The sequence below is a fragment of the Microbacterium sp. MF43 genome (assembly GCF_012847295.1).
Taxonomy (GTDB): domain Bacteria; phylum Actinomycetota; class Actinomycetes; order Actinomycetales; family Microbacteriaceae; genus Microbacterium.
The window spans coordinates 722249-748477 of the sequence record NZ_JABBDY010000003.1; the positions used below are offsets into that span (position 1 = coordinate 722249).

At 71.8% G+C, this 26229-nt stretch carries 5 protein-coding genes (1 of these 5 running past the window's edge); 1 reads left to right on the forward strand and 4 read right to left on the reverse strand.

What is annotated here, in order from left to right; translation table 11 throughout:
- A protein-coding gene (locus HF323_RS11810) for a hypothetical protein (protein ID WP_169582750.1) crosses the window boundary here: on the reverse strand, positions 1–22277 show its 5' portion. It extends 15175 nt beyond the left edge of the window; 22277 of the gene's 37452 nt are visible here — the first part of the coding sequence; its start codon is at positions 22275–22277; the stop codon falls past the left edge of the window.
- A gap of 268 nt (positions 22278–22545) precedes the next feature.
- Complete coding sequence (locus tag HF323_RS15745; protein WP_169582751.1) at positions 22546–23841, reverse strand: right-handed parallel beta-helix repeat-containing protein; 1296 nt, start codon at positions 23839–23841, stop codon at positions 22546–22548.
- A 190-nt stretch (positions 23842–24031) separates the two neighbouring features.
- Between HF323_RS15745 and HF323_RS11820 the strand changes: the two genes are divergently transcribed.
- A complete protein-coding gene (locus tag HF323_RS11820; protein ID WP_169582752.1) occupies positions 24032–24415 on the forward strand; it encodes a hypothetical protein in 384 nt (127 codons plus the stop codon).
- 3 nt (positions 24416–24418) lie between these two features.
- On the opposite strand, the gene HF323_RS11825 is transcribed toward HF323_RS11820, so the two are convergent.
- Together HF323_RS11825 and HF323_RS11830 are read right to left on the reverse strand one after the other, a co-directional pair.
- Positions 24419–25108 carry an NAD(P)H-hydrate epimerase gene (locus tag HF323_RS11825; RefSeq protein WP_169582753.1) on the reverse strand — a complete coding sequence of 230 codons (690 nt, stop codon included), beginning with the start codon at positions 25106–25108 and terminating at the stop codon, positions 24419–24421.
- Positions 25105–26133: a YihY/virulence factor BrkB family protein gene (locus HF323_RS11830; RefSeq protein ID WP_169582754.1), complete on the reverse strand. Its 1029-nt coding sequence runs from the start codon at positions 26131–26133 to the stop codon at positions 25105–25107. The genes HF323_RS11825 and HF323_RS11830 overlap by 4 nt, the downstream gene beginning before the upstream one ends.
- Between the last annotated feature and the right edge of the window lie 96 nt (positions 26134–26229).

Below are 26229 nucleotides of genomic sequence, written 5' to 3' on the forward strand. Positions count from 1 at the left end.
AGGCCGGAGGTCGGCGCCGTGAGGGTGAAGCTCTCGGTCTCGGCGGCGTTGAGGCGTCCACCCAGGTCGGCGAACCGGCCGGCGAGGAAGGTGACGGTGTAGGCGCCGGCGGTGAGCGTGGCGGTGAAGGAGTACCGGTAGACGTCGCTCGTGCCGACCCGCACGGGGGCCGAGAGGGCGATGAGGTTGCCGGCCGCGTCGCGGAACTCGATCTCGTCGCCGTTGATCGTGGAGTGGTCGATGCCGAAGCCCGACGATCCGAGGAAGCGGATCTCGAGGTACTTCAGCGCGTTGAGGAGGTCGCGGCCGATGGACGATCCCGAGAGCGGGAGCGGCACCTGATCGACCGCCGGGGTGGCGGGGTCGTCGCCGGTGCGGACGGCGTCCGCGGTCGCGCCGACCACGAAGAAGGACTGGGTGACGGTGGTCCCCGCCGGGGGCGCACGTGCCGGGCTGATGTCGAATGCCGTGAGGTCGAAGACGATGTCGACGCGTCCCGCGATGAAGGCTCCGTTGAGCAGGTAGCGGTAGACGTTGCCGCCGAGCGGGATGACGCCGACGATCTGGACGCCGTTCCCGCCGGGGCCGCTGATGGTGAACTCGTTGCCGTCGACCGAGCCGGGCACGATCGTCCACGCCTGGCCGCCGACCGTCACGGGCGGGGTGAAGGTCACGTCGAGGTAGGTCATCGTGCGGCTCGGGAGCGTCACCGGCGCGGCGACGCCCGGCTGCGTGCCGGTCGTCGGCGCGGCGCCCGTGTACGGCGTGGTGCCGTCCGGCAGCGTGTACGACCACGCCGTCGGGTCGAGGGTGACCGTGACGACATCGCCTGCCTGGAGCGGAGCCGACAGCTGGTACCTCACCCACACCACGCCGTCGACGATCTGCAGGAGCGTCGTCGCGACGATCGTCAGGGCGACCGCCACACCGCCCCGCATGACCGTGAGAGTGAACTCGGCGCCGCCGTCGGTGAGCGTCGCGGGGTCGATGAGCAGGCCGGTCGGCGAGACGAACGGCACGTCGATGTAGTCGCGAACCGGGGCGGCGGTGGGGGCATCCGGAGCCGGCGCAGCCGTCGCGGCGTAGCTCGCCGACGTCGCCGACACGGTGACCGCCGACGACGTCACCGACGCGTCGGCCCGCTCGATGATCACGGGGATGAGGAACTGCAGCGCCGTCGCGCCCTGGCGCACCGTGCGGCTCGGGTCGCGGTCGATGGTCCATCCCGCGGCGGCCGTGAAGCTGATGGCGCCGAGGCGGGCGAGGACGGATGCCGCGTCCAGCGCGTAGTCGACGGGGAGCCCGGCGACATCCGCCGTCGGGAAGGTCACGACGAGATCGGTGGTCCACACCAGGTCGGCGCCGCCGCGTGTCACGGTGGCCGCGGTGGGTGTGACGGCGGCGGCGTACGACCATGCGCCGGCGATTCGGGTGAGGGTGATGCCGTGTCCGGCGTCGTACTCCCCCGTGAGCCAGTAGCGGATGCGGATCGTGCCGGGCGTCACGGTCGCGACCTGCACCGGCGCGCGGGCAGCGTCGAGCACGATCGTTCCGAGTCCCTCGCCGTAGAGGTCGAACTCTGCGGCGAGGTCGAGGATCGAGGCGAGGTCGAGGGTGCGGCCGTTCACCACGGCGTCGAAGTCGATGTCGATGAACGCGGTCGGCGAGATCGTGAGCGTCTGGCCGGGCTGCGAGCCGCCCGTGACGGTGCCTCGGTAGCCGACGGTGGCACCGGTCAGCGCGGCGCTCAGGTCGCCCGCCGTGCCGAACGTCGTGACGATGACGGGGATGCGGAACTCGCCCGGCGCACCGGTGGCGGTGACGGCGACGGTCGGATCGACGGCGACCTGCCAGCCCACCCCGGTGAACGCGAGGCCGTTGAGGCGCGTGATGATCGAGTCGGGGTCGACCTCGAAGCCGGCGGGGACTCCGAGCTCCCCCGCGAGCGGGAAGCGCACCCCGATGGTGGTGCGGACCGGAAGCGGGGCGGGCTGCCCGTTGGAGGCGGTCGGTCGCTGCGGCAGGTCGGTCAGCGTCACCGGGCCGCTCAGCGTGAGGAGGTACGACCAGCTCCCGGTGAGGAAGGTGAGGTTGACCGCGCCCGTGGTGGCGAAGCGTCCGGTGAGCCAGTACCGGTACGTCGCGGTCGTCGCGGTCGTCGTGACGAGCTGCGGGGCCTGCGTGCCGTCGATGGCGACGGTGCCGAGGCCGGCGCCGGTCAGCTGGAACTCCGCGCCCAGGTCGGTGATCGACGCGGGGTCGATCCGGAACAGCGCCGGGTTGGTGAAGGTCACCTCGATCCACGCGCGCCCGTTGACGACGTTGATGTCGACCTTCGCGCCGGGCATCGGGTTCGTCACGGTCGCCGTGGCGCCGACGACCGTGAAGGCGAGCGTCGTGGCCGCGCTGCCCGCGCCCTGCGTCGTGCCGGCCGACGTCGTGAGATCGGCGTTCTCGATCGCGCCGGCGGCGAACCTCAGCTCCCAGCGGCCCATTCCCAGGGCGGCCGTGCCGATCGCGTAGCGGAAGCGCGTCGTGCCGGTGATGCGGACGGCGGCCTCCAGCAGGTTCGTGCCGGGCTCGAGGTCGGCGACCTTGACGACGTCGACCCGCGCGCCGTTGAGGATGTAGTACGCGCCGGTGGCGTCGGTGAGGAGCTCGACGAACACGATGCCGCTCGCCGTCGTCACGGCGACGATGGGCACCGGCTTGCCGGTGACGGTGGAGCGCTGCGTCGTGCCGTACCAGAGCGTGAACTCCTGCCCGTCGTCGAGGATGCCCGACAGGTCGAGGGTCGCACCGGCCGGCGGCGTGTAGGTCACGTCGATGTACTTGACCGAGCCGCTCGCACCGTTGACCACGCCGACGTCGACGCTGCCGCCGTTGCCGGTCGGCGAGCCGAGGCCGACCGTCGGCGCCGTGCCGGTGCCGATCGGGTCGAGCCCGGTGGGAACGGTGAACGTGACCTCCTGGCCGGACGAGTTGCGGAAGCCCATCTTGAGCTTGCCGTAGAGGGTCAGCAGGCGGATCTGGTCGGGGAAGTCGGCGAGGAACAGGATCACGACGTTGCCCGTCGACACCTTCGAGAGGTCGGCGTACAGGCGCCCGCTGATCGAGATGTTGTCCTGCGCGAAGTTCAGCTTGCCGACGATGAGGATCTTGCCGTCGGTGGAGATCTTGATGATCACCTGGCCGTTGAAGACCGCCTGCGACGTGTAGATCGAGAAGATCTTCGCCGAGCCGGTGATCACCATCGGCGATGTGAAGGCGGCGAGGAACCCGCTCTCGCCCGGCGTCGTCGACAGCCGCTTCGCCTGGGCGGCGACCTGCTGCTGCAGCGACGCCATCCATTCGTCCGCGTTCAGCACGGTGGGCAACTGGAACGCCGACGACCGCAGTGCGAGCGGATCTTCGATCGACGGGAGGGTCTTGAAGAACTCCACCCCGCCCGCGAAGTCGTTGATCGTGAGTCCGGAGGTCGGCTCGAGCAGGATGCCGCCGGGCACGTTGACGCTCAGGTAGACCTGCAGCGGGCCGAGTTCGGAGAGTCCGAGACGGATGCCGAACCCTGCCAGGCCCGCGATCGAGATCGTGCCCTCGAGCCCCAGGTAGAACACGCGCTGGTGCACGGGCGTGGTGGTGTCGAAGACGCCGATGATCGAGTAGTTCGAGTCGAGCTTCAGGATGCCGCCCACGAGCCCGGCCGACACGTCGCCGCCGAACATCTTGCCCTTTACGGTGACGCCGATCGAGTCGATGCCGATGATCGGGAACTTGCCCTCGATCAGCAGGGAGGGCTGGATCCGGATGCCCTGGATGGCGCCGCTGATCTGGAGGCCGGAGAGTCCCTGGATGCCCGTGACGCTCGCCGAGAGGATCAGGACGAAGTCGCCGGGCGCGTTCTCGACGTCGGCCCACTGGATGCCGATGGCGTCGATGCGCACCGGCAGGAAGCTCGGCCACTTGAACGAGTCACCGGTCGCCGAGCCGACCGACAGGAACACCCCGAAGCCGGTGAGCGCCTTGAACGAGCCGTCGCCGAGGATCGCGAAGTTGCGGCCCTCGCCGCCGACCTCGAACGACCCGATCTTGACCTTCGCGCCGACCGCGCCGAACGACGCCATGGTCTCGCTGCCGGTCGCGCCGGTGTTGAGCCGGAAGTCGCGCGCCGTGAGGGTCACGTACGTGCCGAGGCGGATCTCGAGGGTGTCGACGGTGAGCTGGAACGCGTCGACCTCGCCGTCGGTGAAGGTGAGCGCGATGCGGAACGCCTCATCGTCGGGGGTGCCGTCCGAACGTCTGTCGTCGGCGGTGAGCCGGTCGGTGAGCGTCGCTCCGAACGGACGGCCCGGGAAGAGTTTGGCGCCGCCGGTCGCGATGTAGATGACTCCGGTGAAGCCGGCGCTGCCGCTCACGCCGTTCGCGGGGAAGCGCACCTCGAGACCCGAGACGCCGACGCGGATGTCGTCGAGCTCGAGGATGCCGCCGAAGGTGATCTTGCGGTCGGCCGCGGTCGGCGTGAGCGCGTTGCCGGGGTCGGGCGTGCCGGTGGTCGGCGGCAGGCCGTAGGCCAGCTCGGCGGTGCCGAGCTTGAAGCCGTCGCCGTAGACGATGAGGCCGGGGATGACGTCGACCCCGGCAGGCGGCGTGTCGATGTTCGACCGCGTCGCCGGGTTGTACGGGCGCAGCGAGCCGGTGATGCCGAACGTCGGGAAGGTGATCGTCGCCGTGTTGATCCGCACGATCTCCTGGTCGGCGGCGCCCTTGGGGTCGTAGTTGACCTTCACGCCGGTCGCCTGCAGGCGGGCGACGTTCGGGATCTGCGCGTCGAGGGCCGAGACCTGGAGTCCCCACTTTCCGGTGAGGCGGATGTCGACGTCTCCGCCGAGCAGTCCGAACACGTCGACCGCGAGCTCGAACGAGCCCATGACGCCGATCAGGTCGACGGTGACGCCCGACTGCGTCTGCGCGGTGGACGGCGCGCCGGTCGTCGGGTTGCCGCCGAAGGCGAGCGAGGCGCGCTGCACGCCGAGGATCACCGAGACGAGCACCTTGCCGTCGGCGAAGCCGAAGCCGCCGAGCCCGACGGTGGGGCCCTGAAGCGTGAGCGGTCCGAGCGCGATGGGCGCGTTCTCGGCCCTCTCCCCCACGGTGCCCGCCGTCACGGCGAGCGTGAGGGACTGCGACGTGTTGTACACGGGCGCGCTGCTCGAGCCGCTGGCGATGCGGCCGGCCGTCATCGTGATCGTGATGTTGCCCGATCCGGTGAAGAGGCCGAGCGTGTTGCCGGGGTTCTTGTCGCGCAGGAAGTAGCGGTAGGTCACGCTCGTGGCGTTCGCGGCGGCTCCCGCGATCAGCAGCGGCGCACCGACCAGGATCGGCGTGCTGCCGTTGAGGGCGAGGTCGCCGACGAGACCGGAGATCGTGAACGGCGCGAGCGGGTTCGACTCGATGATCGACTTGATGATCGGATCGGCGGTTCCGCCCGCTGTCGCCGGAAGCGACGTGTACGTCACGTCGATGTAACCCTGGGCGTTGAGCTGGGTCTGGCTGACCGAGGCGACGGCGAGCGAGGCGACGGGCCCGGGCTTCTGCCCGGGGGCCGCCGGAACGAAGACGTAGAACGTCTCCTGCTCCCCGACGAGCGGGGCGATGAGGCTTCCGTCGTATGTCGCCGTCACGCTGCCCGCCAGGAACTTCACGGTGACGATGGCCGTGCTCGGCAGTGCCGGGCCGCTGATCGTGTACAGCCACGTGTTGGCCTTGCCCGCGACGGCGGTCGGGACCGGGTTGACGGTCCAGGTTCCGGATGCCCCGGCGACGGTGACCTCGATCTCGTGGCCGATGTCGGTGACGGTGCCCGCGTTGATGGCGCCGTCGGTGGTGCGGAACGTGACTTCGAGGGTCGTGAGGCTCGTACCGGAGTAGACGGAGTTGCGCACGGGCGTGGCCAGGTCGGCCGAGACGATGACCGGCAGGTCTTCGGGCGTCGGCGGCGTGGGCGGTGCGGTCGGGAAGAGCGCGAAGCTCGAGACGCGGAAGCTGCCGAGCTGGAAGCCGGTGAGCGGCGAGATGGTGAAGGTCGCGAAGCCCGCCAGGCTCACGATGTTGGTGCCGCCGCTCTTGACGAGCGCGGTGGCGTTCCACAGCGAGAGGTCGAGCGTGCCGTCGGGCGAGCGGCCGAGGCGGAGCGAGCCGCCGAGGGTGACGACGTCGCCCGCGGTGATGACGACGTTCGACGCGAGGAAGCTGAAGGCCCCCGGTGCCACCGCTCCGGTCATGGTGCCCATGTCGGCGAGCGTGAACGAGAGCGTGCTGGAGGTGTTCACCTGGAACGACACCGTGCCGCTGATCCCGAGCCCGTCGAGGCCCAGCAGCGCGATGGTTCCGGTCACGCGCATCGCCCAGCCGTCGGCTGCGGTCGCGCCCTTCTTGAACGCGACGGACGCGTTCTTGATGAGCACGCCCATCGCATCGGAGCGGATCGTGCCGTCGTCGTTCACGCCCGAGCCGATGAAGATCTCCAGGCCCGTGCCGGTGAACGCGTCGGAGCTGATCGCGAACTGCCCGGCCTTGATGGCGAGGACGCCGCCGAAGTTGAAGCTGAGGTCCTGGACGATGAACTGGAAGCGCGGCGCCTCTTCGAGGTCGATCGTGAGCGTCTCGTCGCCCACGATGATCGACTGGGTGACGTCGGCGCCGGTGGTGTTGATGGTGAACCCGACCGAGGCGTTGAGCGCGAAGGATCCGGATGCCGTCTGCGCGCGGCCCGTGATGATTCCGGCGACTCCACCCGTGGTGGTGGTGGCCGAAGGGCTGGTCGACGTGGTGGCGCCGGGAGAGAAGACCACCAGGAAGCCGGACCCGCCGACGATTCCGGGGTTGGTGCCGCCGATGCTCTGGCTGGAGTCGAGCGAGACGTTGGCGAGCGCGATCTTGGTGACCTGGTTGGGTGCGGTCCCGATCCGCTCGAAGGCGAAGTCCGCGCGGATCGAGATGCCGCCGGACCCGCCGATGCCGATCTGGATGTTCTTCGCGGCGACGCGGATGAAGGGTCCCTTGGGCAGCGACAGCACGCGGACGTTCGCCTGGAAGACCGGCCGGTTGCCGTCGGCTGCCCAGGTGACGGTGTAGCCGTCGGCGTTCTCGCTCACCGTGGCGACGCCGGCGCCGAGCAGTGCGTCCACGGCCGTCTGCACAGTCGTCGCATCGGCGCCCACGGCGATCGAGGCGCTGATCTCGGCGAGTTCGATCGAGCCGTCGAGGTCGGCGTCGATCGCAAGGGTGAAGGTGCCACTGGGTGCGTCGACGATGATCCGCTGCACCTCGGCGCGAGACGCCGTGCCGTCGGTGGTGGTGAGCACGTTGACACCGGCGAACTGGAACACCTCGTTGACGATGACGCCCTGACCGCCGACGACGATCGAGTTGAGCTGGAGCGACAGCTCGGCGGTGATCGTGAGCGGCAGTCCGCGCAGGCTCACGGCGCCGAAGATCTCGCCGGCCATGCCGTTGGGCGTGATGAGGAAGGCGCCGCCGCCGTTGACGAGCCGCAGCCCGACGTCGTTGGGCGTCGCGTCGTCGGCCGCATCGACGCCGTCGCCGCGGTCGTCGCCGATGAAGAGCTCGACCTCGGTGAACGCGATGCGCACGATCTTCGTGCCGGTCGCCGTCTTCTTCTGCTCGAACAGCGCCACGCCCCGCAGCGTCTGGCCGAGGATCGTGACCTCGGCGGCGTCGCCGGTGCGTCCGACCTGGACGACGAGCGTGTTCTTGGCGACCACGAGCGGGACGAGCGACGGTCCGACCTGCACGGTCGTGCTCACGTCGGCCGTCGTGTTGTTGATCTTGACGATGACGTCGGCATCGATCGTGACGCCCGGCAGCACGGCGGGGTTGAGCACGAGGGATGCGGCGATGGCGCCGGCGATCCCGCTGCGGGTCACCAGCAGCGCGCCCGACGAGATCGTCACGGTGACGTAGGTCTGCGAGCCGTCCCCGAGCGCCAGCTCGACGTCCTTGAGTCCCAGCGTGATCGCGCCGGTCGAGCTGTTCTTGGCGAAGGCGAAGTCGCCGGTGAGGCGCTGCCCCATGACCTCGAGCGAGACGTCGAGGCCCGCGACGGCGATGCCAGTCTGGATGATCGTGCCGTCGAGGTCGTACGCCGCGGCGAGCGTGTTGACCTGCACCTCGAGCGTGCCAGAGAACGAGACGCCAGGGATCAGAAGCTCGACGGTCGCCTGGATGCGTCCCGCGATGCCGCCGGCGGCCGTGCTCGTCTTGGCCACGATGTCGAAGGCACCCGAGCCGTCGCGCACGATCACGACATCGCGGTCAGGGCTGCCCAGACGCAGGCCGACGTTCGCGAACCGGATCTTCTGCGTGGTGACGTCGAGGTCGGCGCCCGACCCGCCGAAGGCGCCGTCCGCGCCGACCGACGTGACCTTCTCGTACGACACGTCCGCCGTCAGCTGCTGACCGGCGATGACGAGGGAGAGCCCGGTCACCCCGACCTTCAGGTAGGGCCCGGCCGGAAGCGTGAGCCGCAGGGTCTCGCCGCCGACGATGAACTCCTCGTCCACCGCGACCGGCACGACCTTGCCGCCGACGGTGCGCCGCATGTTGCTGATGTCGACGCGCACGGTGGCGCTCGCCTGGATGGCTGCGCCGAGGCGGATGGACGCGAGAGCGGAGATCGACCCGCCGAAGCCCTCGCTGGTGAGGAGCAGCAGCGCGGTGCCGCCGGAGAGGCGGATGCCCGTGTCATCGGCGACGTCGGCGGCGGCAGCCCCGGGCGTGCCGCCGTCGTCGCCGACGAAGAGGGCGACGTTCGTCGCCGCGATCCGCAGCACCTTGACGTCGTCGGCGGTGCCGGCGCGGCGGTCGGGGCCGGCGCCCTGCACCTGTTCGAAGGCGAAGGTGCCCGAGATCGTCTGGGCGAAGACCGAGATCTCTCCGGTGATCTCGACGCGCACGAAGCGTCCGGCCGGCAGATCCAGCGCGATCGACCCGACCGTGGTCTTGACCGCCGTGGGTGCCGTGTTGATCTGCAGCTGGATGGCCAGGTCGGGCCCGAGCGTGAAGGGGACGGCTCCGAGGCCCACGAGGCTGACGCTGGCGGTGATGTCGACGGCCATGCCCGCCGAGGTGAGCAGGAAGGCACCGTGGCCGTTGGTGAGGCGCAGTCCCACGTCGTCGGCATCGCCCGCGCCCTTCGGGTCGCCGAGGAACAGGCGCACGTTCTCCGCCGACACCGAGATGACCCGCGCCGTTCCCGCACCCGCCTGGGCGAAGGTGAAGTCACCGCGCAGCTGCTGACCGGCGATGTCGAGGACCAGCCCCGTGACGCCGAGCGAGAAGGTCGACGTCGCGGTGTTGACGGTGAGCACCATCGCCGCCGAGGCGGTGACGCCCGGGACGGTGAGCGACACCGTGCCCGAGACCGTTCCTGACATCCCCGCGGCGGCCAGGGTGAACTCGCCGGATCCGCCCGTGAGCGTCAGGATGTCGGAGCCGCCGTCGCCGATCCGCAGCGACACGTTCGCGAGCAGGATCTTGGTCGTCGCCCCCGAACGCTGGAACGCGAAGTCGCCCGAGAGCGACTGCCCGGCGATCGCGAGCGTCACGCCGGTGCCCGAGACACGGATGCCGAGGCTGCCCTCCAGGTCGAGGGAGACGCTCCGTCCGCCGACGCTGACGGACTCGGTGATGCGGCTCGCCGACTGGTTCATCGACACGGCGAACGAGCCGGCGATCGTCACTCCGTCGGGGAGGAGTGCGCCGAGATCGAGGGTGCCGGCGATCTGCATCGCCATCCCGGCGGAGGTCAGCACGATGAGGCCGTCCACGCCGGTGAGGATGGGGTCGTCGTCGCCGAGTTTCACCGCGCCGCCCGAGACGGCGACGACCGTGCGGGTCGCGCCCGTCGATGTCGTCGCCTGCTGGAACAGGAGCGAGGCGGTGAGGGTCACGTCGCCGATGACGATCGCGATGCCCTCGCCGGCGAGCCGCAAGTAGGGACCGGCTTCGAGCCGGGTGGTGCCGTCGGCGAGCACGACCGCCTGCGTCGAGCGGTTGAGCTCGAAGCGCAGTGCGGTCGCCGCGACCGTCACGCCGCCGCCGAGGGAGAGCGTCGCGCCGTCGATCGACAGGACGCCGGCCAGCCCGGCGGGTCCGATCTGCAGAGCGCCCGAGAGTCCGATCTCGCCGATCGGGCCGCCGAAGTCCGCGGTCGCAGCCACGGCGACCTCGACGATGCGGACCCCGCCGACGCTGCGCTGCGAGAAGGCGACCTCGCCGTCGGTCAGCTCGAAGCCGCCGATGGTGATCGTGATGTTCTCGCCGGTGACCGCGAGCGAGGAGTTCGCGGGGTCGGTGGTGTCGAGGGTGACGGAGAAGTCCCCGTCGACGAGCACGCCCGGCAGTGTCAGCGTGACGGTGCCGGCGATCGTGCCCTCGACGCCGGTCCCGCTCAGCGTGAACGATCCCGTGCCGCCGGTGAGCGCGACGAATTCCGTCGTGCCGTCTCCGAACGCGGCGCGGGCGCTCGTCACGGTGATCTCGGTGGTGGCGGTCGTGCCGGCGCCCGACTGCGTGAATGTGAAGTCGCCCGACAGCCGCTGGCCCGCCACGACGATGGCGACCGCGGTGCCCTCGACCCGCAGGTACGGCCCGGCGGGCAGATCGAGCACGATGGTGGTGCCGTCGAGCTCGAGGGTCTCGTCGATGTCCGGTCCGGAGTTGACCGCGACGGTGAAGGTGCCGCTGAACTGCACCACGTCGCCGGGAACGACGAACCGCACTGTTCCGCCGACGCGGCCGGCGATGCCGTCGGCGGTCATGACGAAGACGGCCGAACCGTCCGTGAGACGCACTCCCGCGGTGGCGGTTCCGAGCGACAGGGTCAGCGCGGAGGCGAGGATCACGGTGGTCGACGGCGCCGGGGTGCCCGCGGGGGCGCCCGGCGCGACGGGCCCGCGCACCTGCGAGAAGACGAACACGCCGTTGAGCGTCTGCTCGCCGATCTTCAGTTGCGCAGGGGTTGCGAGGGATCCGACCTGCACGCGCACCGAGCTCGGCGGAAGGACGACGCCCTGAACGGTGCGGGCGGTGGTCGCGGTGTTGAGCTGCAGCACGACGGTGCCGTCGAGATCGAAGGCGGTGCCGGCGTTGAGTGTCAGGGTGGCGGTGAGCACCGCCGCGAGACCGGCGGCCGTGAGTTCGAGCTCACCGGTCGCGATGGTGGCGACGGACACGCCGTTGCCGAGGTCGAGCGTCAGCGGTGCGCCGCCGTCGCGCGCGGCAGAGCCGAACTTGATGCGAAGGCCGCCCCCGGCGAGGGTCTCGATCGCGAGCGTTCCGGTCAGCTCCTGTCCGGCGACGCCGAGCGCCAGGTCGCCGATCACCAGGATGTGCGGCGCTCCGGCGGCGCCTTCGGCGACGGTGACGGCGTCGTCACCTGCGCCCAGCACCTGCTCGGTGGTGGTCTCGTTGTAGGAGATCCATGCCGTGCCGCCGAGCGTGACGCCCGGGATGCCGACGAGCTCGACCGTGCCGGAGATCGCCACGACGCGGCTTCCCGCCGTGCCCTTTGCGAAGCCGGTGACGTTCGTGAGGAACAGGCCGACCGCGAACGGGTTCCGGGCGTCGCCGTCGACGAAGCCGGGTCCCTGGCCGACGAAGACCGTGAGACCGGAGACCGAGATCTCGGCGCCGCTGAATTCGAGGGAGCCGATGATCTCGACGAAGTCCCCGAGCTTGATCGAGCCCGACACGGTGAGCGCGATGAACGGGCTGCTTCCCGCGACCTCGTCGGCGGCGAAGGTCAGCGGGACGCTGATGCCGCCCACGACGATGGTCTGGTCGATGGCGTCGGGAGTCCCGTTGTAGCGGACCGCGACGGTGGCGTCGGCGTCGAGGCCGCCGCCGGCCACCGCGACCGCGCCGGAGAACGTGCCCACGATGCCGTTCGCGGTGAGCAGGAACGCGCCGACCCCGTCGGTGATGCCGACCGCCGAGCTCTCGCCCTCCGGGGTGAGTGAGACGGTGACGTCGCTGAAGGCGATCGTGGTCACACCGCTGGCGACGACGCGGCTGAGCAGGAAGTTGCCCGAGAAGGAGGGGCCGCCCGTCACGCCGAGCACGCCGCCGGTGATCGCCACATGCAGGAACGGACCGGCCGGCACGTCGATGCCGAGGTCGGTGCGGCGCACCGCCGCGGTCGTGGTGTTGATCGCCAGTTCGACGTCGCCGCCGAGGGTGAGTCCCGGCAGGGTGAAGACGCCGGTCGTGCTGCCCGAGAAGCTCGCCGCGATGCCGGCGCTGGTGACCAGCAGCGCGCCGGCCCAGTGGTGGGTCGCCGTGACGTTCACGAACGTGCCGAGCTGGAGCGTGAGGTCGGTGACCGCGATCGCGACCTCGCCGGCCGGCGTGCGGCTGATGAGCACGCGCGCGGCGCCGAGCGACTGGCCTGCCACGGTGAGCTGTGCTCCGGTGACCTCGACCTTGAGTCCCGGTGCGAGCGACACCTCCGTGGTCTCGCCCTCGTCGAGCACGACGGTCGCCGTGCCCGAGTTGACCTGCACCGCGACGTCGCCGGTGATGGCGAGCCCAGGCACGGTCACGGCGAGTGCGGCCGACACCGAACCGGCCATGCCGGTGGGCGTGAGCCGGAACGAGCCGGTGATGGCGGTCACGCTGACGAGCGGCGAGGTGGGCGTGCCGAAGCGGATGACGCCGTTCGCGATCGTGAGCGTCAGCTCGGAGGTGCTCTTGACGATGACCACGTCGCCCGCGATGGTCTGTCCCGCCACGCCGATCTGCACCCCGGTTCCGGCGATGCGGAGGTAGCCGCCGCTTCCGCCTGCCGGCACATCGACCGTCACCGTGCCGGTGCCGACGCGGACGGTCTCGTTCACGCGGGCGGCGGTCGTGTTCACCTCGAGCACGAGCGTGCCGCCGAGAGTGACGCCGGGCACGCCCGAGAGTGCGACGGTGCCCGAGATGCGGCCCGCCAGCCCGCCGGTGCTCGGCAGCACGAAGACGGCCTCGCCGCCGGTGAGCGACAGCCGCGCGGTTCCGGCTGCGATCGCGACCTCCACGTTCGCCAGCGCGATGCGGGTGAGCGTCGAGTCATCGGAGCCGCCCGCGACGCCGTCGGCGCCGTACGAGGTGGCCCGCTCGAACGCGACGTCGGCGCGGATCTGCTGGCTGAGCACGGTGAGCACGATGCCGGTCCCGGCGACCCGGACGAACGGCCCGGCGGCGACGTCGAGCGAGACCGTCCCGCCGCCCACCGCGAGCGTCTCGGTCACGCGGTCTCCGGTCGTGTTGACCTCGAGTTCGAACGCCCCGCTGAGCGAGAAGGCCGATCCGCCGGCGACGGCGATCTGCACCGCGAGCGATCCCGCCACTCCGGCCTCGGTGATGACGAGGAGGCCCGTGCCGTGCGACGCCGTGAGCGGACCGAGGGTCAGCGCGACGTCGGAGAGACCGACGCGCGTGACGGTGGCCCCGGCGGCCGTGGTGACCTGCTCGAAGGTCGCGTCGCCGGTCAGGCTCTGGCCGAACACGGTGATGACGAGGTTCTCGCCGCCGACGCGCACGAGCCCGGCCGGGAGCGGGTCGGTCCATCCTGCGACGGTCTGCGCGGCGCCCGTGGTGTTGAAGGCGATGGTCACGGTGCCGCTCACCGAGATGTCGGACACCTCGAAGGTCACGCCGACGGTGATGGCGCCGAAGGTGCCGGTGGGCGCCAGGACGATCGTCGCGGTCGATCCGGTGCCGCTCGCAGGCTGCTCGAGCGTCACGAGCGGCGTCGAGCCGCCGAGGACGAGCCGCGTGTTGCGCAGGACGAGGGTGAGCGCGCCGGCGCTGTCGGTCACGTCGAGGTCGGTGGTGAGCGACTGGCCGCCGATCGTCAGGACGATCCCGGTGCCGGCGAGGCGGAAGTAGCCGTTCACGCCGCCCGGCGGCAGCTGCAGGGTCACCGTTTCGCCGTCGACCTGGAACTCCTCGTCGACGGCCCCCACGGCGGTGGAGAACTCCACGGCGAGCCCGCCCGAGAAGACCACGCCCGGCACGTCGAGGGCGAGCGTGCCGCTGATGCGCCCGGCGAACGCCGAACCGCCGGCGGCCGAGGTGAGCAGGATGAGTGCGGTGCCGCCGGTGAGCGCGAGCGCTCCCCCGCCGAGGCTCAGCTCGACGTCGGTCGCCGCGATGCGCAGGACGGTCTTCGAGGCATCCGGAATCCCCGCCTCGGTGAGCGGGGTGACCCGCTCGATCGCGACGTTCGCGCGCAGGGTCTGCTCGAGCACGACGAGCTCGAGCCCGGTGCCCTCGAAGCGCAGGTACGGCCCGGCCGCGACATCGAGCGTCTGCGCGGTGGTGCCGACGGTGACGGATGCCTGCACTCGCGTCGCCGTGGTGTTGAGGGTCAGCGCGAGCGCGCCGTTCAGCTGCGCATCGGCACCCAGGCGTACCGTGACGTTGCCCGTGATGCGGCCGGCGAGACCGGTCGCCGTGACGACCAGGATGCCCGAGCCGCCGGTGAGCCGCACGCCGAGGTCGTCGGTCAGGTCGCCTTCGGTGCCGCCGTCGTCGCCGAAGAAGAACGCGACGTCCGCGAGGCCGACGATCGTGGTCGTCGCGCCGCCCGACGTGAGCCGCTCGACGGCGATGTCGGCGCGGATGCTCTGGCCGAGCACGTCGAGGTCGAGACCGGAGAGCGAAGCGCGCAGGTACGGCCCGGCGGGGAGCGTCGTCGCATCGACCGTCACGGCGGCGGGCGCCGTGTTGATCTCGACGGCGGCCAGCACCTCGTCGACGCCGAGCGCCGCGATCGTGACGGTGGCGCTCAGCGCGCCGGCGACGCCGTCGGCGCGGACCACCAGGTCGCCCGTGATCTCGCCGAACTGGACGGCGTCGCCGAAGGCGAGCTCGCCGTCGTCGACCGACAGCGTGAGGTCGCCGCCGCTGCGGTCGAACCCGAAGGTGCCGCTGAGCGACTGGCCCCCGAAGGCGAGCGTCGCGTCCGTCACGGTGAACTGCGTGACCGGGCCCCCGTCGGCGAAGTCCACCACGACACCGGGCTCGGTGCTCCCCGGGATCTCGATCGTCGTCGACCACGCGAGGCTCGTGTCGTTGACCCGCACGCTCGTCGTGCCGCTGATGGTGACGCCCGGAACCCCGACGAGGCTCACGGCGCCGGTCGCGACGAGGGCGTGACCCGCCTCGGTCTCGATGAGTCCGATCGTGGCGTCGGACAGCAGCACGCCCATCGCGAGCGGGTTGAGCGCGCCCGACTCGAGGAACGCCGGGCCCCGCCCGAGGAAGATCGTGAGCCCGGTGGCGGCGACGACCCGCACGACGCGCCCGTCGATGACGGTGTCGCTGAAGGTCAGGTTGCCTTCGATCGTGACGAAGTCGCCGATCGTGAGGGTGAGGTTCGACACCGACAGGCGGAAGATCGTGCCGCCGGGCGCCGGGGCGCTGAGCTTGAAGACGAGGCTCTTGCCTCCGACGAGCACTGACGTGTCGATCGCGGCGGGCGTCGTGTTGACCTCGAGGAGCACGCTGCCCTCGGCCGAGACGGTGCCGCCGCCCAGCGACGCCGAGCCCGAGAGGAAGCCCGCCACGCCGGTCGAGCGGATGAGGAACGCGCCCTCGCCGTCGAAGAGCGACGGGTCGGCATCGGAGGTGCTCAGGTAGACGTCGACACCGGTCATCGCGACGACGATCTCGGCCGCGCCGGTCGCATCGACCGAGCGAGTGAAGGCGAACGAGCCCTCGAGTCGGCCGCCGGCGATCTGCGCCGTGAGGTCGTCGACCTGCACCCGCAGGTACGGACCGGCCGGCAGCGCGGTGGCGTTCACCGTGACGGCGCTGGGCGTCGTGTTGATGAGGAGCGCGACGTCGGTGGTGATCGACACGAGATCGGGAACGGCGAGGGCGGCGCTCGCAGTGACGCTGCCCGCGACCCCGGTCGGACCGAGGAGGAACGAGCCGGTGACGCCGGTGACGTCGACGTACGGCGTCGCGACGGGGCCGAAGGTCACGCGACCGGCCGAGACGTCGAGGCGGTAGCTCGCGACGCCCGATACGACCGTGCGGGCGAACCAGATGGTGCCGCTGATCGCGACGCCCGCGACGGCGACGGTGAGGCTCGTGGCGCCGATGCGGAAGCTGTGGGCGGCGAGGGAGTCGTGGGCCGAGGCATCCGTGTTGATCTCGACCGTGAGTGACGCGGCGGTCAGCGTCACTCCGGGGATCGCGAGCGTCGGCGCGCCGCTGAAGCTGCCCCAGACGCCGGTCGCCCCGACGGTGAGCGAGGCAGTGATGCCCGTGACCGTGACGACGCCGTCGCCGAAGCGCAGCGAGCCGCCCGCGATCGCGATCGTCACCGTGCCGGCATTCTTCTCGATGGTGAACGTGCCGGTGAGGCGCTGGCCCGCGACGGTGAGCACGACGTCGGTCCCGGTCAGCTGCAGGTAGCTCCCGTCGCCGGTCGGCAGCACCAGTGCGATGTCGGCGGTGCCGACGCGCACGGTGCTGTCGACCGACTCCCCGGTCGTGTTCAGGCGCACCGCCAGCGCGCCGGTGAAGGAGATCTGCGGCAGGGCGACGGTGATGGTGCCGGCGAGCGAGGCCGCGATGCCGGTGGACGTCACCACCAGCGCTCCGGTCGCGCCGCTCACCGAGAACACCGTGGTCGTTCCCGCGGCGAACACGAGGGAGCCCTGGGCGATGCCGGCGCGGAGGATCGTCGCGCCGTCGGCGTCGACGCCGCGCTCGAAGACGACGTCGCCGGTGAGCGCCTGGCCTCCGACGGTGATGGTCGTGCCGACCGCCTCGACCCGCAGATAGGGGCCGGCGGGCAGGTCGCCGACGGCCGCGCTGCCGGTGTTGACCGCCAGCCCGACGGTCGTGGCGAAGGTGAAGCCCGGCACGGCGGTCGAGAGCCCTGCGCTCAGGCGGCCCGCGAGGCCTGCGGAGGTGATCGTGAGCGAGCCGGTGAGGGCGCTGACCGCGAGGAGGGATGTCGCCCCCGATGTGATGCTGAACGATCCGCCATCGACCGTGATCACCGTGCGGCTCACACCGCCGGTGGTGGTGCGCGCGACCTCGAAGGAGGTGAACACGATGGTCTGGCCGGCGAGGGTGAGGCTGACGGTGGACCCGGTCACGGTGACGTGCTCGTCGCCCGCCACGGTGCTCAGGTCGAGCGTCAGGGCGCCGGTGAAGCCGAGTCCGGGCACCGTGATGCGCAGGGTGCCGTCGAGCTCTGCGGTGAGCTCGCCGGCGTCCATCGTCAGGTCGCCGCCGCCCGTGAAGCGGGCAACCGTCGCGGTGCCGTCACCGAAGGCGAGGTCGAGGTTCGACACCTCCACCGTGTAGCCGGTCGACGTGCTGGTGAAGACGAGGTCGGCCGTCATCGACTGGCCCAGGATGACGAGGGTCAGGCCGGTGCCTTCGAATGAGCCTTCCTCGCCCGCCGCGAAGGCGATGACGACGTCCCCCGAGCCGTCCGCCAGCGCGACGGTCTCGTCGACGGGGCCGGTGAAGCCGTTGACGCGGACGCGCAGCGTGCCGCCCAGGCTCACCCCGTCCCAGCCGTCGAGCGAGACGGTGCCGGTCGCGTCGAGGGCGACGCGGGTGCCCCCGGCATCCGCCTCGAGGTACAGGCCGACCACGGCGCCCGAGACCGCCATCCCGTCGCCGAGGTCGAGGCTGAGGCCGCGCGCGGCGACGGCCACGGCCGTGGTTCCGGCGCCCGTGTCGACGTCGAGCCGTCCGGCGAGCGTCGCCGTCAGGAGGCCCGTTGCGACGACCGTGACGGCGAGCGATCCGGTCACGCCGGTGCCGCCGAGCACGAGGGTGCCGGATCCGCCCGAGAGCACCGCGCTCTGCTCGCTGCCCGCGGTGAGGGTGGCGGTCAGGTCGGTGACCGTCAGCGTGGTGATGCCGGCGGCCCGCGTGATGCGGACCGAGCCGGTGAGGGCGGTGCCCGCGATGACGAGGGCGAGGTCGGCGGCGAGCACGAGGCCGGCCGAGCCGCTGTAGGTGAGCTCGCCACTGGTCAGGGTGAGACCGGCCTGCGTCGTGGTGACCGTGCCGCCGGTGAGGCTGAACTCGACGTCGCCGGTGTCGTCGCGCGAGATGAGCGTGAGTGCACCGCCGGTGATCTCGACCTCGCCGCCGATGCTCGCCGACACGCCTGTCGCGGTCACGGTGAGGTCGGCCCCGCTCTGACTCAGCGTGGCGGCCGCGACTTCGAGCACCGCGATCTCGCCGCCCCCCGACGAGATCGCGATGCCGAAGCTGTCGGCGGACCCGAGCGGCTCGACCTGGATCAGGAGCGATCCGGCGTCGAGCGACGCGGCGCCCGAGAGCGTGTAGGTGGCTGAGATCGCCGCCGTTGCGGTGATGCGCAGCGACCCCACCGAGAGGTCGAGCGCGAGCCCGCCGCTGAGGGTGGCCGAGCCGGTGTACGGCGCAGTGGCCGAGAGCGTGGCGATCGTGAGCGTGAGGTCGGTGAGCGTGAACGCGTCGCCGAGGTCCAGGTCGCCGAGGTCCTGCGTGTAGTTCTGGTTCGACAGGTACGACTGCAGCTGCTGCACGAGCAGTCCGAGCAGTCCGGCGAGCGGCGAGCCGGCGACGTAGTCGGAGAAGTGCGGCAGCACGGCCGTGACCGTGCCGGTCCGCGGGTCGAACGTGGTGGTCATCGCCTGCAGCGCGCCGTCGGGTGCGACGTACCAGATGCGCGACCCGGAGCCCGCGGCGCCGACGGCGATGGCGAGGGTCGGGTCGACGAGGAACGTCGTGATCTCGGCACCGGTGCGGGCGTCGAAGGCGTGCAGCTCGAAGACCGACGAGGTCGTGACCAGTCCGCGCACGAGGCCGGAGCGTGCCGACATGACGACCCACGCGTCGGCGGGGAGGGCGCCGGCGGCGAAGGTGAGCGTCGCGTTCCCGAAGGTGAGCGAGCCGCCCGTGCGGGCGGAGACCAGAACCGCTCCGGCAGGCGGCGTGATCGCCGGCGTCTGCGCGGGGTTCGAGATGGTCAGGGTCGAGAGAGGGTCGTGCAGGGTGATCGTCGCGTCGAGGTCGACGTCGGCGGTCGCGGTGGCTGTTCCGGCTGCCGGAGGACCGCGGCCCGCCTGCACGAGCACGTCGTCACCGGCGAAGACCGGGTCGTTCACGTCGACGAAGGCGGTGCGATGCACGAGCGGCAGCACGTAGGCGTCGGATGCCGTCGTGTCGAGGCCCCGTCCGCCCGCCGATCCCGAACCGGTCGACACCGCCGAGAGCACCACGGTTCCGGCTGCCCGCAGCGGGTCGATGCCGTCCGCGAGGCCGCTCCCGAGCGTGGTCGTGACGTCGGCGAGCACGACCGCGGCGGCCGCACCGTAGACCGAGACGGCCTTGACGGCGAGGGCTCCGGCGGCTGCGGCGGGGCCGGCTGCTCCGCCCAGCCCGGCGAGCAGGCGGACGGGCGCGGCGAGGCTCGAGAGCCGCGCGCTGCCGAGAGCGACCGTCGCGCTCGTATCGGAGCGACCGGTCGAGACGAGGGCGACGGCACCGCCCGCGGTCGCGGCGCGGTCAAGCAGCACGCGCACGTCGTGCACGCCGAGCACGAGCGCTACGCCGGTGCCGGTCGCCCGCGCGGCGGCGGTCTGCGTCGCGCGGATGTCGAGGTCGCCCGAGAGCGCGAGCGCTCCCCCCGCCCTGGCTGTGGCAGACGTGTCGGCGGCCGACGAGACGAGCGACCAGCCGGACCCGCCGTCGGCGGCCGCACGGTGGTCGGTGGTCGCGCGGACCGCGACGTCATCGGCGCCGGTGAGCGACGCGTTGCGGGCGAGCGTGCTGCCGGCGACATCGCGCACGAGGAGCGCGGCGACTCCGCCGTGCGCTCCGGTCGTGGTGGCCGAGGCGTCCACGACCGAGTCGGACCGGATCGTGACGTCGGCGCCGCCGACCGAGATCCGGCTGTCCGCGCCGAAGATCGCGGCGGTCTCGAGGAAGGCGCGACCCACGGCGACCGAGCCGGAGCCGGGTGCGGTGCCGAGTGCGAGGCTCGTGAGCTCTCCCGCGCCGCCCGATCCGCCGCGCACGCCGGCCGCGGTGACGCGGATGCTGCCGGACGCCGAAGCGACCACGAGCACGTCGGCGGCGTCGATCTGCTGGCGCCCTTCGACGACGGCGCGCGTGAGGCGGGCGAGGTCGACCTCGGCCAGCCCGGCGCCGCTCTGGTTCGTGGCGACGGCGGATCCCGAGGCGGCGTTGCGCGCCTCGATGCGCAGTGCGCCGGGCGTCGTGATCGACGTCTCGCCGCCCACGCGCGTGATCGCCGTCGAGGATCCCTTGACGATCGCCGACGCGCCCGCGGCGACGAGGTCGGCGAGGGAGTCGCTGCGCAGCGTGACGTCGCCGCTCGCGAAGATGGCAGAGTCCACCACCGTGACGGAGGCGACCGACGTGCCGCGCGCCTTGTGCGCGCTGGCCGCGTCGGCGGTCAGGGTCACGTCGCCGGCGTGGATCGTCGCGCCGGTGACGGAGACGGATGCCGCGGCATCCGACTTCGCACTGCTCACGTCGCTGGCCGCCAGCGTGACCGCTCCGTCGCTCTCGGTGCCGCGCGTGTCGATGATCGCGCCGGTCTCGAGGGTGACGGTGCGCCCCTCGACCGTGAGGTTCGCGCCCGGCAAGGCGATCGAGCCCGTGAGCGAGACCGAGCCGGTGCTCTCGACGAGGGCGGCGAGCTTCGGGGCGAGTGCGGACAGGCTCGCGACAAGCGTGTCGAGGCGCACGCGCGAGCCGTCGCCCGAGAAGGTCGCGGTGCCGGTGAGGCCGATGAGCCGCAGCGCCTTCGCCGCGCCGTGGATCGCGAGCGCGAGCCCGACGATGCCGGTGAAGTCGACCGTGAACTCGGCCGCGCCGTCGGCGCCGCGCACCACGACGGCCGAGAGGCCGCGCGCGTCGACCGACTGGGTCGCGCCCGAGGTCGAGGTGAAGACGACCCGGCCGTCGCGCAGGCGGAGAGACCCGCTCGCGGCATCCGCCGACGTCAGCGTCAGCGTGGCCGTGCCGTTCTCGACGCTCCAGCCGAGGGCGGGAGCATCGGAGCCGGCGGTCGGCGGCGGGGCGGCGGCAGCCGGAGGCGGCGCCGCCGACGTCGTGGTGTCCGTCGAGGCGGTCGGAGTGGTCCCGGTCGCGGCGGGCTCTCCTGCGGCCGGCGCCGCCGGGGTCGCCGGGGCGGGCTCAGCGGGAGCAGCGGGTGCAGCCGGCTCGGCGGGCGCGGCGGGCGCGGGCGCGGGGGCGGGAGCGGGCTCCGGGGCGGGCAGCGCCGAGGCATCCACTCCCCACGACTCGCCCGCTGAGAGCGTCTCGTCCATCAGGCCCGAGCCGTGGCCGGCGCCGAGCGCGTGGCCGATCTCGTGGCGCACGACCGTGAGGAGGTCCATGCGCGACCATCCCCATCCGGCGGCGTCGTCGTCGATGACGATCGAGCGCCCGGAAGCGAGGCCGAGCGTCGCGCCGTCGAGCTGGCCGATCGAGGCGGAGATGCCCGAGACGTCGGCACCCGTGGCCGCCCACTCGGACGTCGCTTGGCCGACCGCGGCCGAGAGCGCGCCCTCGGTGAGCGCCTGGTCGGCGCCGACTGGGTCGCTCGGGAGGCTGTCGGCGGTCATCGCCTCGGCGCCGGGCGCCGGAGTCGGAGATGGCGTCGGCGTCGGAGTCGGCGTGGGCGTCGGAGTCGGCGTGGTGACTCCGACGCCGTCGCCGCCGATCGTGGCGCCGCCGTTCTCCATGGGGCACGAGATCGAGGCGGGCTGCCCGTTGGTGCCGCCGACCGTCGTGCACTGGCTGGTCGAGAGCGCCTTGGCGAGCGCCTCGAGCGCCTCCTGAAGCTTCTTCTGTGCCTCGGCCTGCGCCTGCGCGGCCTTCTGCGCGGCGGTCTGCTGGGCGATCCACTGCTGGATCACGGCCTGCTGCTGCGCCTGCTGCCACGCCTGTGCGTCGGCGATCTCCTGACGGCGCCGCTGCTCGGCGGCGAAGATCGCGTCGATCGCGGCGCGCGCCTCGGCGCGGGACTTCGTCTGCACGACCACGACCTGCGCGTCGCGAAGACGGATGACGGTCGGCTCTCCGGGCTGGACGGCGGTCGGCTGCGCCGGCTGCTGCGGTGCGGTGCGCGGCGCCTGGGCGACGGGCTCGGTGACGAGCGCGTTCGCCGGCGTGGCCCCCATCGTGACCACGAGCGCGGCCGATACGATCACTGCGACGAGGCCGGGTCCCGGGCGCCCGGAACGCGCACGCTCAGAGCGGCGTGCGCGTGCCGCCGGACGCGAAAGCGCAGTCCGACGTACGAAGTCCCGGAATGACAACGTGCCCCTACCCCCACAGGTATCGGCCAGCCCCGGCGCCCAGAACGCCCTCGAAGAGGCTGACAAGCGCCGAGTATGGCACTGCGCCCCGACGCTGTACAGAGTGCGTTTCGCAATTTGACCATCCGCCGGCGTGTCGTCGGGGGGCGGATGCCTCGGCTCAGCCGGTTCCGCGGGCGAGGGTGCAGTCGTTCGATCCCAGCGAGGGGGCGGCTCCGTCGCCGATCACGATGCCGTGCGAGACGTCGCGGCAGGTCGCGTCGCTGACCGAGCCGGCGGACTCTCCGCCGAAGATGATGGCGGCCGAGCTCGGTCCGCTGATCGTCACTTTCTGTACTGCCGGGGCGGCCGAGGCATCCGCTTGGAGCCCGACCGTGCCGCCCGTGATCGTGCTGCCGACGATCGCGGGGGTCGATGTGCCGGCCGCCGCGACGCCCACGGTGTTGTCGGTGAACGTGCTCGATGCGACCGATCCGCTCGTCTGGTCGAGAAAGACGATGCCCGCGCCGGCGTTGCCGCGGAACGTCGATGACTCGATGCTCACGCGATGTCCGCCGGTCACCGCGAGACCCGCCCACGCGTTGCGGTCGAACAGGGAGTCGGTGATCTCGAGGGTGGTTCCGCGTCCTGACCCTTCGGCACCCTGGGCCGACAGGTACACGCCCGCTCCCCCGGCGCTGTCGCCTTCGCCCTCCGTCGCGGCGCCGGTCACCCGGACGCCGTTGAGCACGATGGATGCCGACGGCCCGGCGACGACGCCCGAGGACGGGTCGCCGAGTCCGAGCTGCAGCGTGAGGGCTTCGAGGCGCACGAGGCCGTCGGTCACGACCATGATCGCCGCGTCGGGCGCGGTCGATCGCAGAACCGTCTCGTCCCGTCCCGACCCGCGCAGGGTGATCCCCGCGAGGAGCACGAGCGTCGCGTCGACCTCGGTCTGGGGGGCCAGCTCGATTGTCGAGCCGTCGGCGGCGCGCGCGAGCACGTCGAGCAGGTCGTCGCCGGCGGCGAGCTCCCACACGCGCGCCGTCTGCTCGACCGTGCCGAGGACGGATGCCGAGACCCGGCGCCACACGGCGGCCGCGATGGGGGTCTCGGGTTCGATCCGCGCGAGGCCGCTCTCGAGGTCTTCGGTGAACTGCTCGCGATCGCAGCCGAGTTCGTCCCTCGTCGCGCGAGCCGACGTGACGGCGTCGGTGATCGCGTCTCCCGACGAGGTCGGCGCCGGCGCCGGGGTCGCCGTCACGCCCGGCGCCGGGGTCGCCGAGGGGTCGAGGCCCGGCAGCTCGTATTCCGCGACGAGATCTCCGGCGGCCGTCACGATGCTCGACGCGGCGTCGGCGCACGCCTCGAGCCGGGCGACCTCGGTCGACGTCGGCGAGGGCGCCGGCGCCGCGGTGCATCCCGCGAGCAGGGTCGCCAGCACCAGCAGAGCGACGGCGGAACGGGAGCGGATCACACGCGGGAGCCTAGCCGCGCGCCGCCCCCGCACCGCTTCACCGATCGAATTCCGCGTCGCGCATATATCCCTCGCGCGGGGTCGCGCGCGCACGCGTGCGAGGAATCGACGCGTTCCGGTGCGCTCCGACGATGCCGGGTGTACTCTCCTCGCACAGGCTCCTCTGCGACCCGGAAGCGAGGTGCGCGCCATGGCATCGAAGACGATGTGGATCGCCAGCGCCGCGATCGTCGTGGTCGCCTCGGCGGCCCTGCTCGCTCCCACCATCGCGTCCGGCGTCCCGACCGTGCCGGGGTTCTCCTCCGTGGCCGACCCCGGCAAGCACGCCGATGGTCCGGGCAACAACGGCCAGGGCACGGCGTGGGGACACCACAAGGACTCCGACGAGTTCCCCGGCGACAACGGCCGCGACAACGGCCGCGGCAACGGCCAGGGCAAAGACAAGGGCGATAAGGACGACAAGCGGTCGGACGGTTCCGGCGACGACGACCAGGGCAACGGGTGGGGTCACCACAAAGACTCCGAGAACTTTCCCGGCAACAACGGTCGCGGCGACTCCGACGACGACGACTGACCTCTAGCGCGGGCCGCCCGGCGCCGTGATGATGCGGGAGACGGATGCCTCGCCCACCGGCGCCTGAGCTGCGAGCGCCGGCCCGAGCCCGATGTCGACGAGCACGATCTCGCCGGCCAGCTCGGGTCCCCGCCCGGTGACCAGCCCGGCCTTCACGGCGCCGAAGGTCACGGTGGTGGATGCCGCGAGCACGGCGTCGCCGGCCCCGCCGCTGTCGGGATGCAGCCCGCTCGGCAGGTCGACCGCGATGACGTGGCGCAGCAGCGGGCGCAGTCGCAGCACCGCGTCGCGTGCCGGTCCGCGCAGCGCGGGGTCGGCGGTGACGCCGATCCCCAGGATCCCGTCGAGGACGAGAACGCGACCGGATGCCTCGGCCACCGCGTCCTCGATGCTCACGCGCCGCGCGCCGGCGCGCTCGGCTGCCTCCCATGCGCCCTCGTGCACCCGGCTGCCGACCGTGAGCACGTCGACCGGAACGTCATCGGCGAGCTCGGCCGCGGCGTAGAGCGCGTCACCGCCGTTGTCGCCGCTTCCCGCGAGGACGAGCACGCGACTCACGCCGTCCACCTGTTCCCGCGCGATTGCGGCCAGCGCCGAAGCGGCCCGTCGCATGAGCGGCACGCCGGCCTCGAGCAGCGGCCGCTCCGCCGCACGCACCTGGTCGGCCGTGTAGGCCGGCACGACCTCCCTCATGCTCGAGCCTCGGGCGGTTCGGCCTTGCGGCGGGCCTTGGCTGCTGCATCCTGCGCGAGTTCGAGTTCCTCCCGCGCGACGCGCAGGGCGTCTTCGGCGCGCTTCACCCGTCGCGCCTCGAACGAGGGGGCGCCGTACTTCTCGCGCACGCGGTCGGCGTCCTCCGCTGCACCCACGATGACCCACGTCGACGCGAGCAAAATCACCTGCGCCGACAGGTTGAACCACAGCAGCAGTGCGATGAGTGCGGCGAACGAGGCGAGGAGCGGGTTGGCTCCCGCGCCGCGCACGAACAGGCCCGACAGCTGCTGCAGCACGGTGAGTCCGACACCCCCGAGCAGCGCGCCGGCGAAGAGCGTGCGCGGCCGCACCTTCATGCCACTCAGCGTAACGAACGCGAGGGCGATGAGCGCGGTGTCGAGCAGGAAGACGATGAGGAGCGAGAGTCCGAAGGTCGCGGCATCCCCCACCGCATCCGACCCGATGCCCAGCCAGTCCTGTGCCACCGCGATGAAGCTCGACCCGACGAAGGTGGCGCCTGCGGCGAGAAGGAAGCCGCCGCCGATCATGATCGCCAGAAGGAAGTTGCGCAGGATCACGAGCAGCCAGAAGGCGTCGTCGTGGATCTCGTCGGCGAGCGTGCGCAGCGCCGCGCGCAGCGATCCGATCGCGCCGATCGCCGCACCGAGGAGGGCGATGAGCGAGAGGATGCCGGTGATCGTGAGCCCCGCGGGCGCCTGGATGCTCGAGACGTCGACGAGTCCTTCTTGTTCATCCGTTGCGAGCAGGCCCGGGATCGCGGCGTCGACGGCGTTCACGAGGGCTTCCCAGGCGGCCGGGTTTCCGCTCAGCCAGAGCGCGGCGAAAGAGAATCCGAGGAGCACGGCGGCGAAGGTCGAGAACAGCGCGCGATAGGTGACGCTGTCGGAGAGCATCGGTCCGCGACGCTCCAGATAGTGGAACCAGACCCGCACGGGCTTGAGGGTCAGTGCCCAAGCGGTCAGCCTCGCGATAAGGTCAGCCATGGCGCAACCTTACTGAGCCCTGAGGAGATGCTTGGCCCCGATGGACATTCCAGCCCTAACATGAGAGGTGGGGAATGGGGAACATTGTGAGGGGAA

Bases quoted from the DNA above. Each gene is read 5' to 3' on its own strand.
- HF323_RS11820 (WP_169582752.1), top strand. From the start codon at position 24,032: ATGGCATCGAAGACGATGTGGATCGCCAGCGCCGCGATCGTCGTGGTC.
- HF323_RS11825 (WP_169582753.1), bottom strand. From the start codon at position 25,108: ATGAGGGAGGTCGTGCCGGCCTACACGGCCGACCAGGTGCGTGCGGCG.
- HF323_RS11830 (WP_169582754.1), bottom strand. From the start codon at position 26,133: ATGGCTGACCTTATCGCGAGGCTGACCGCTTGGGCACTGACCCTCAAG.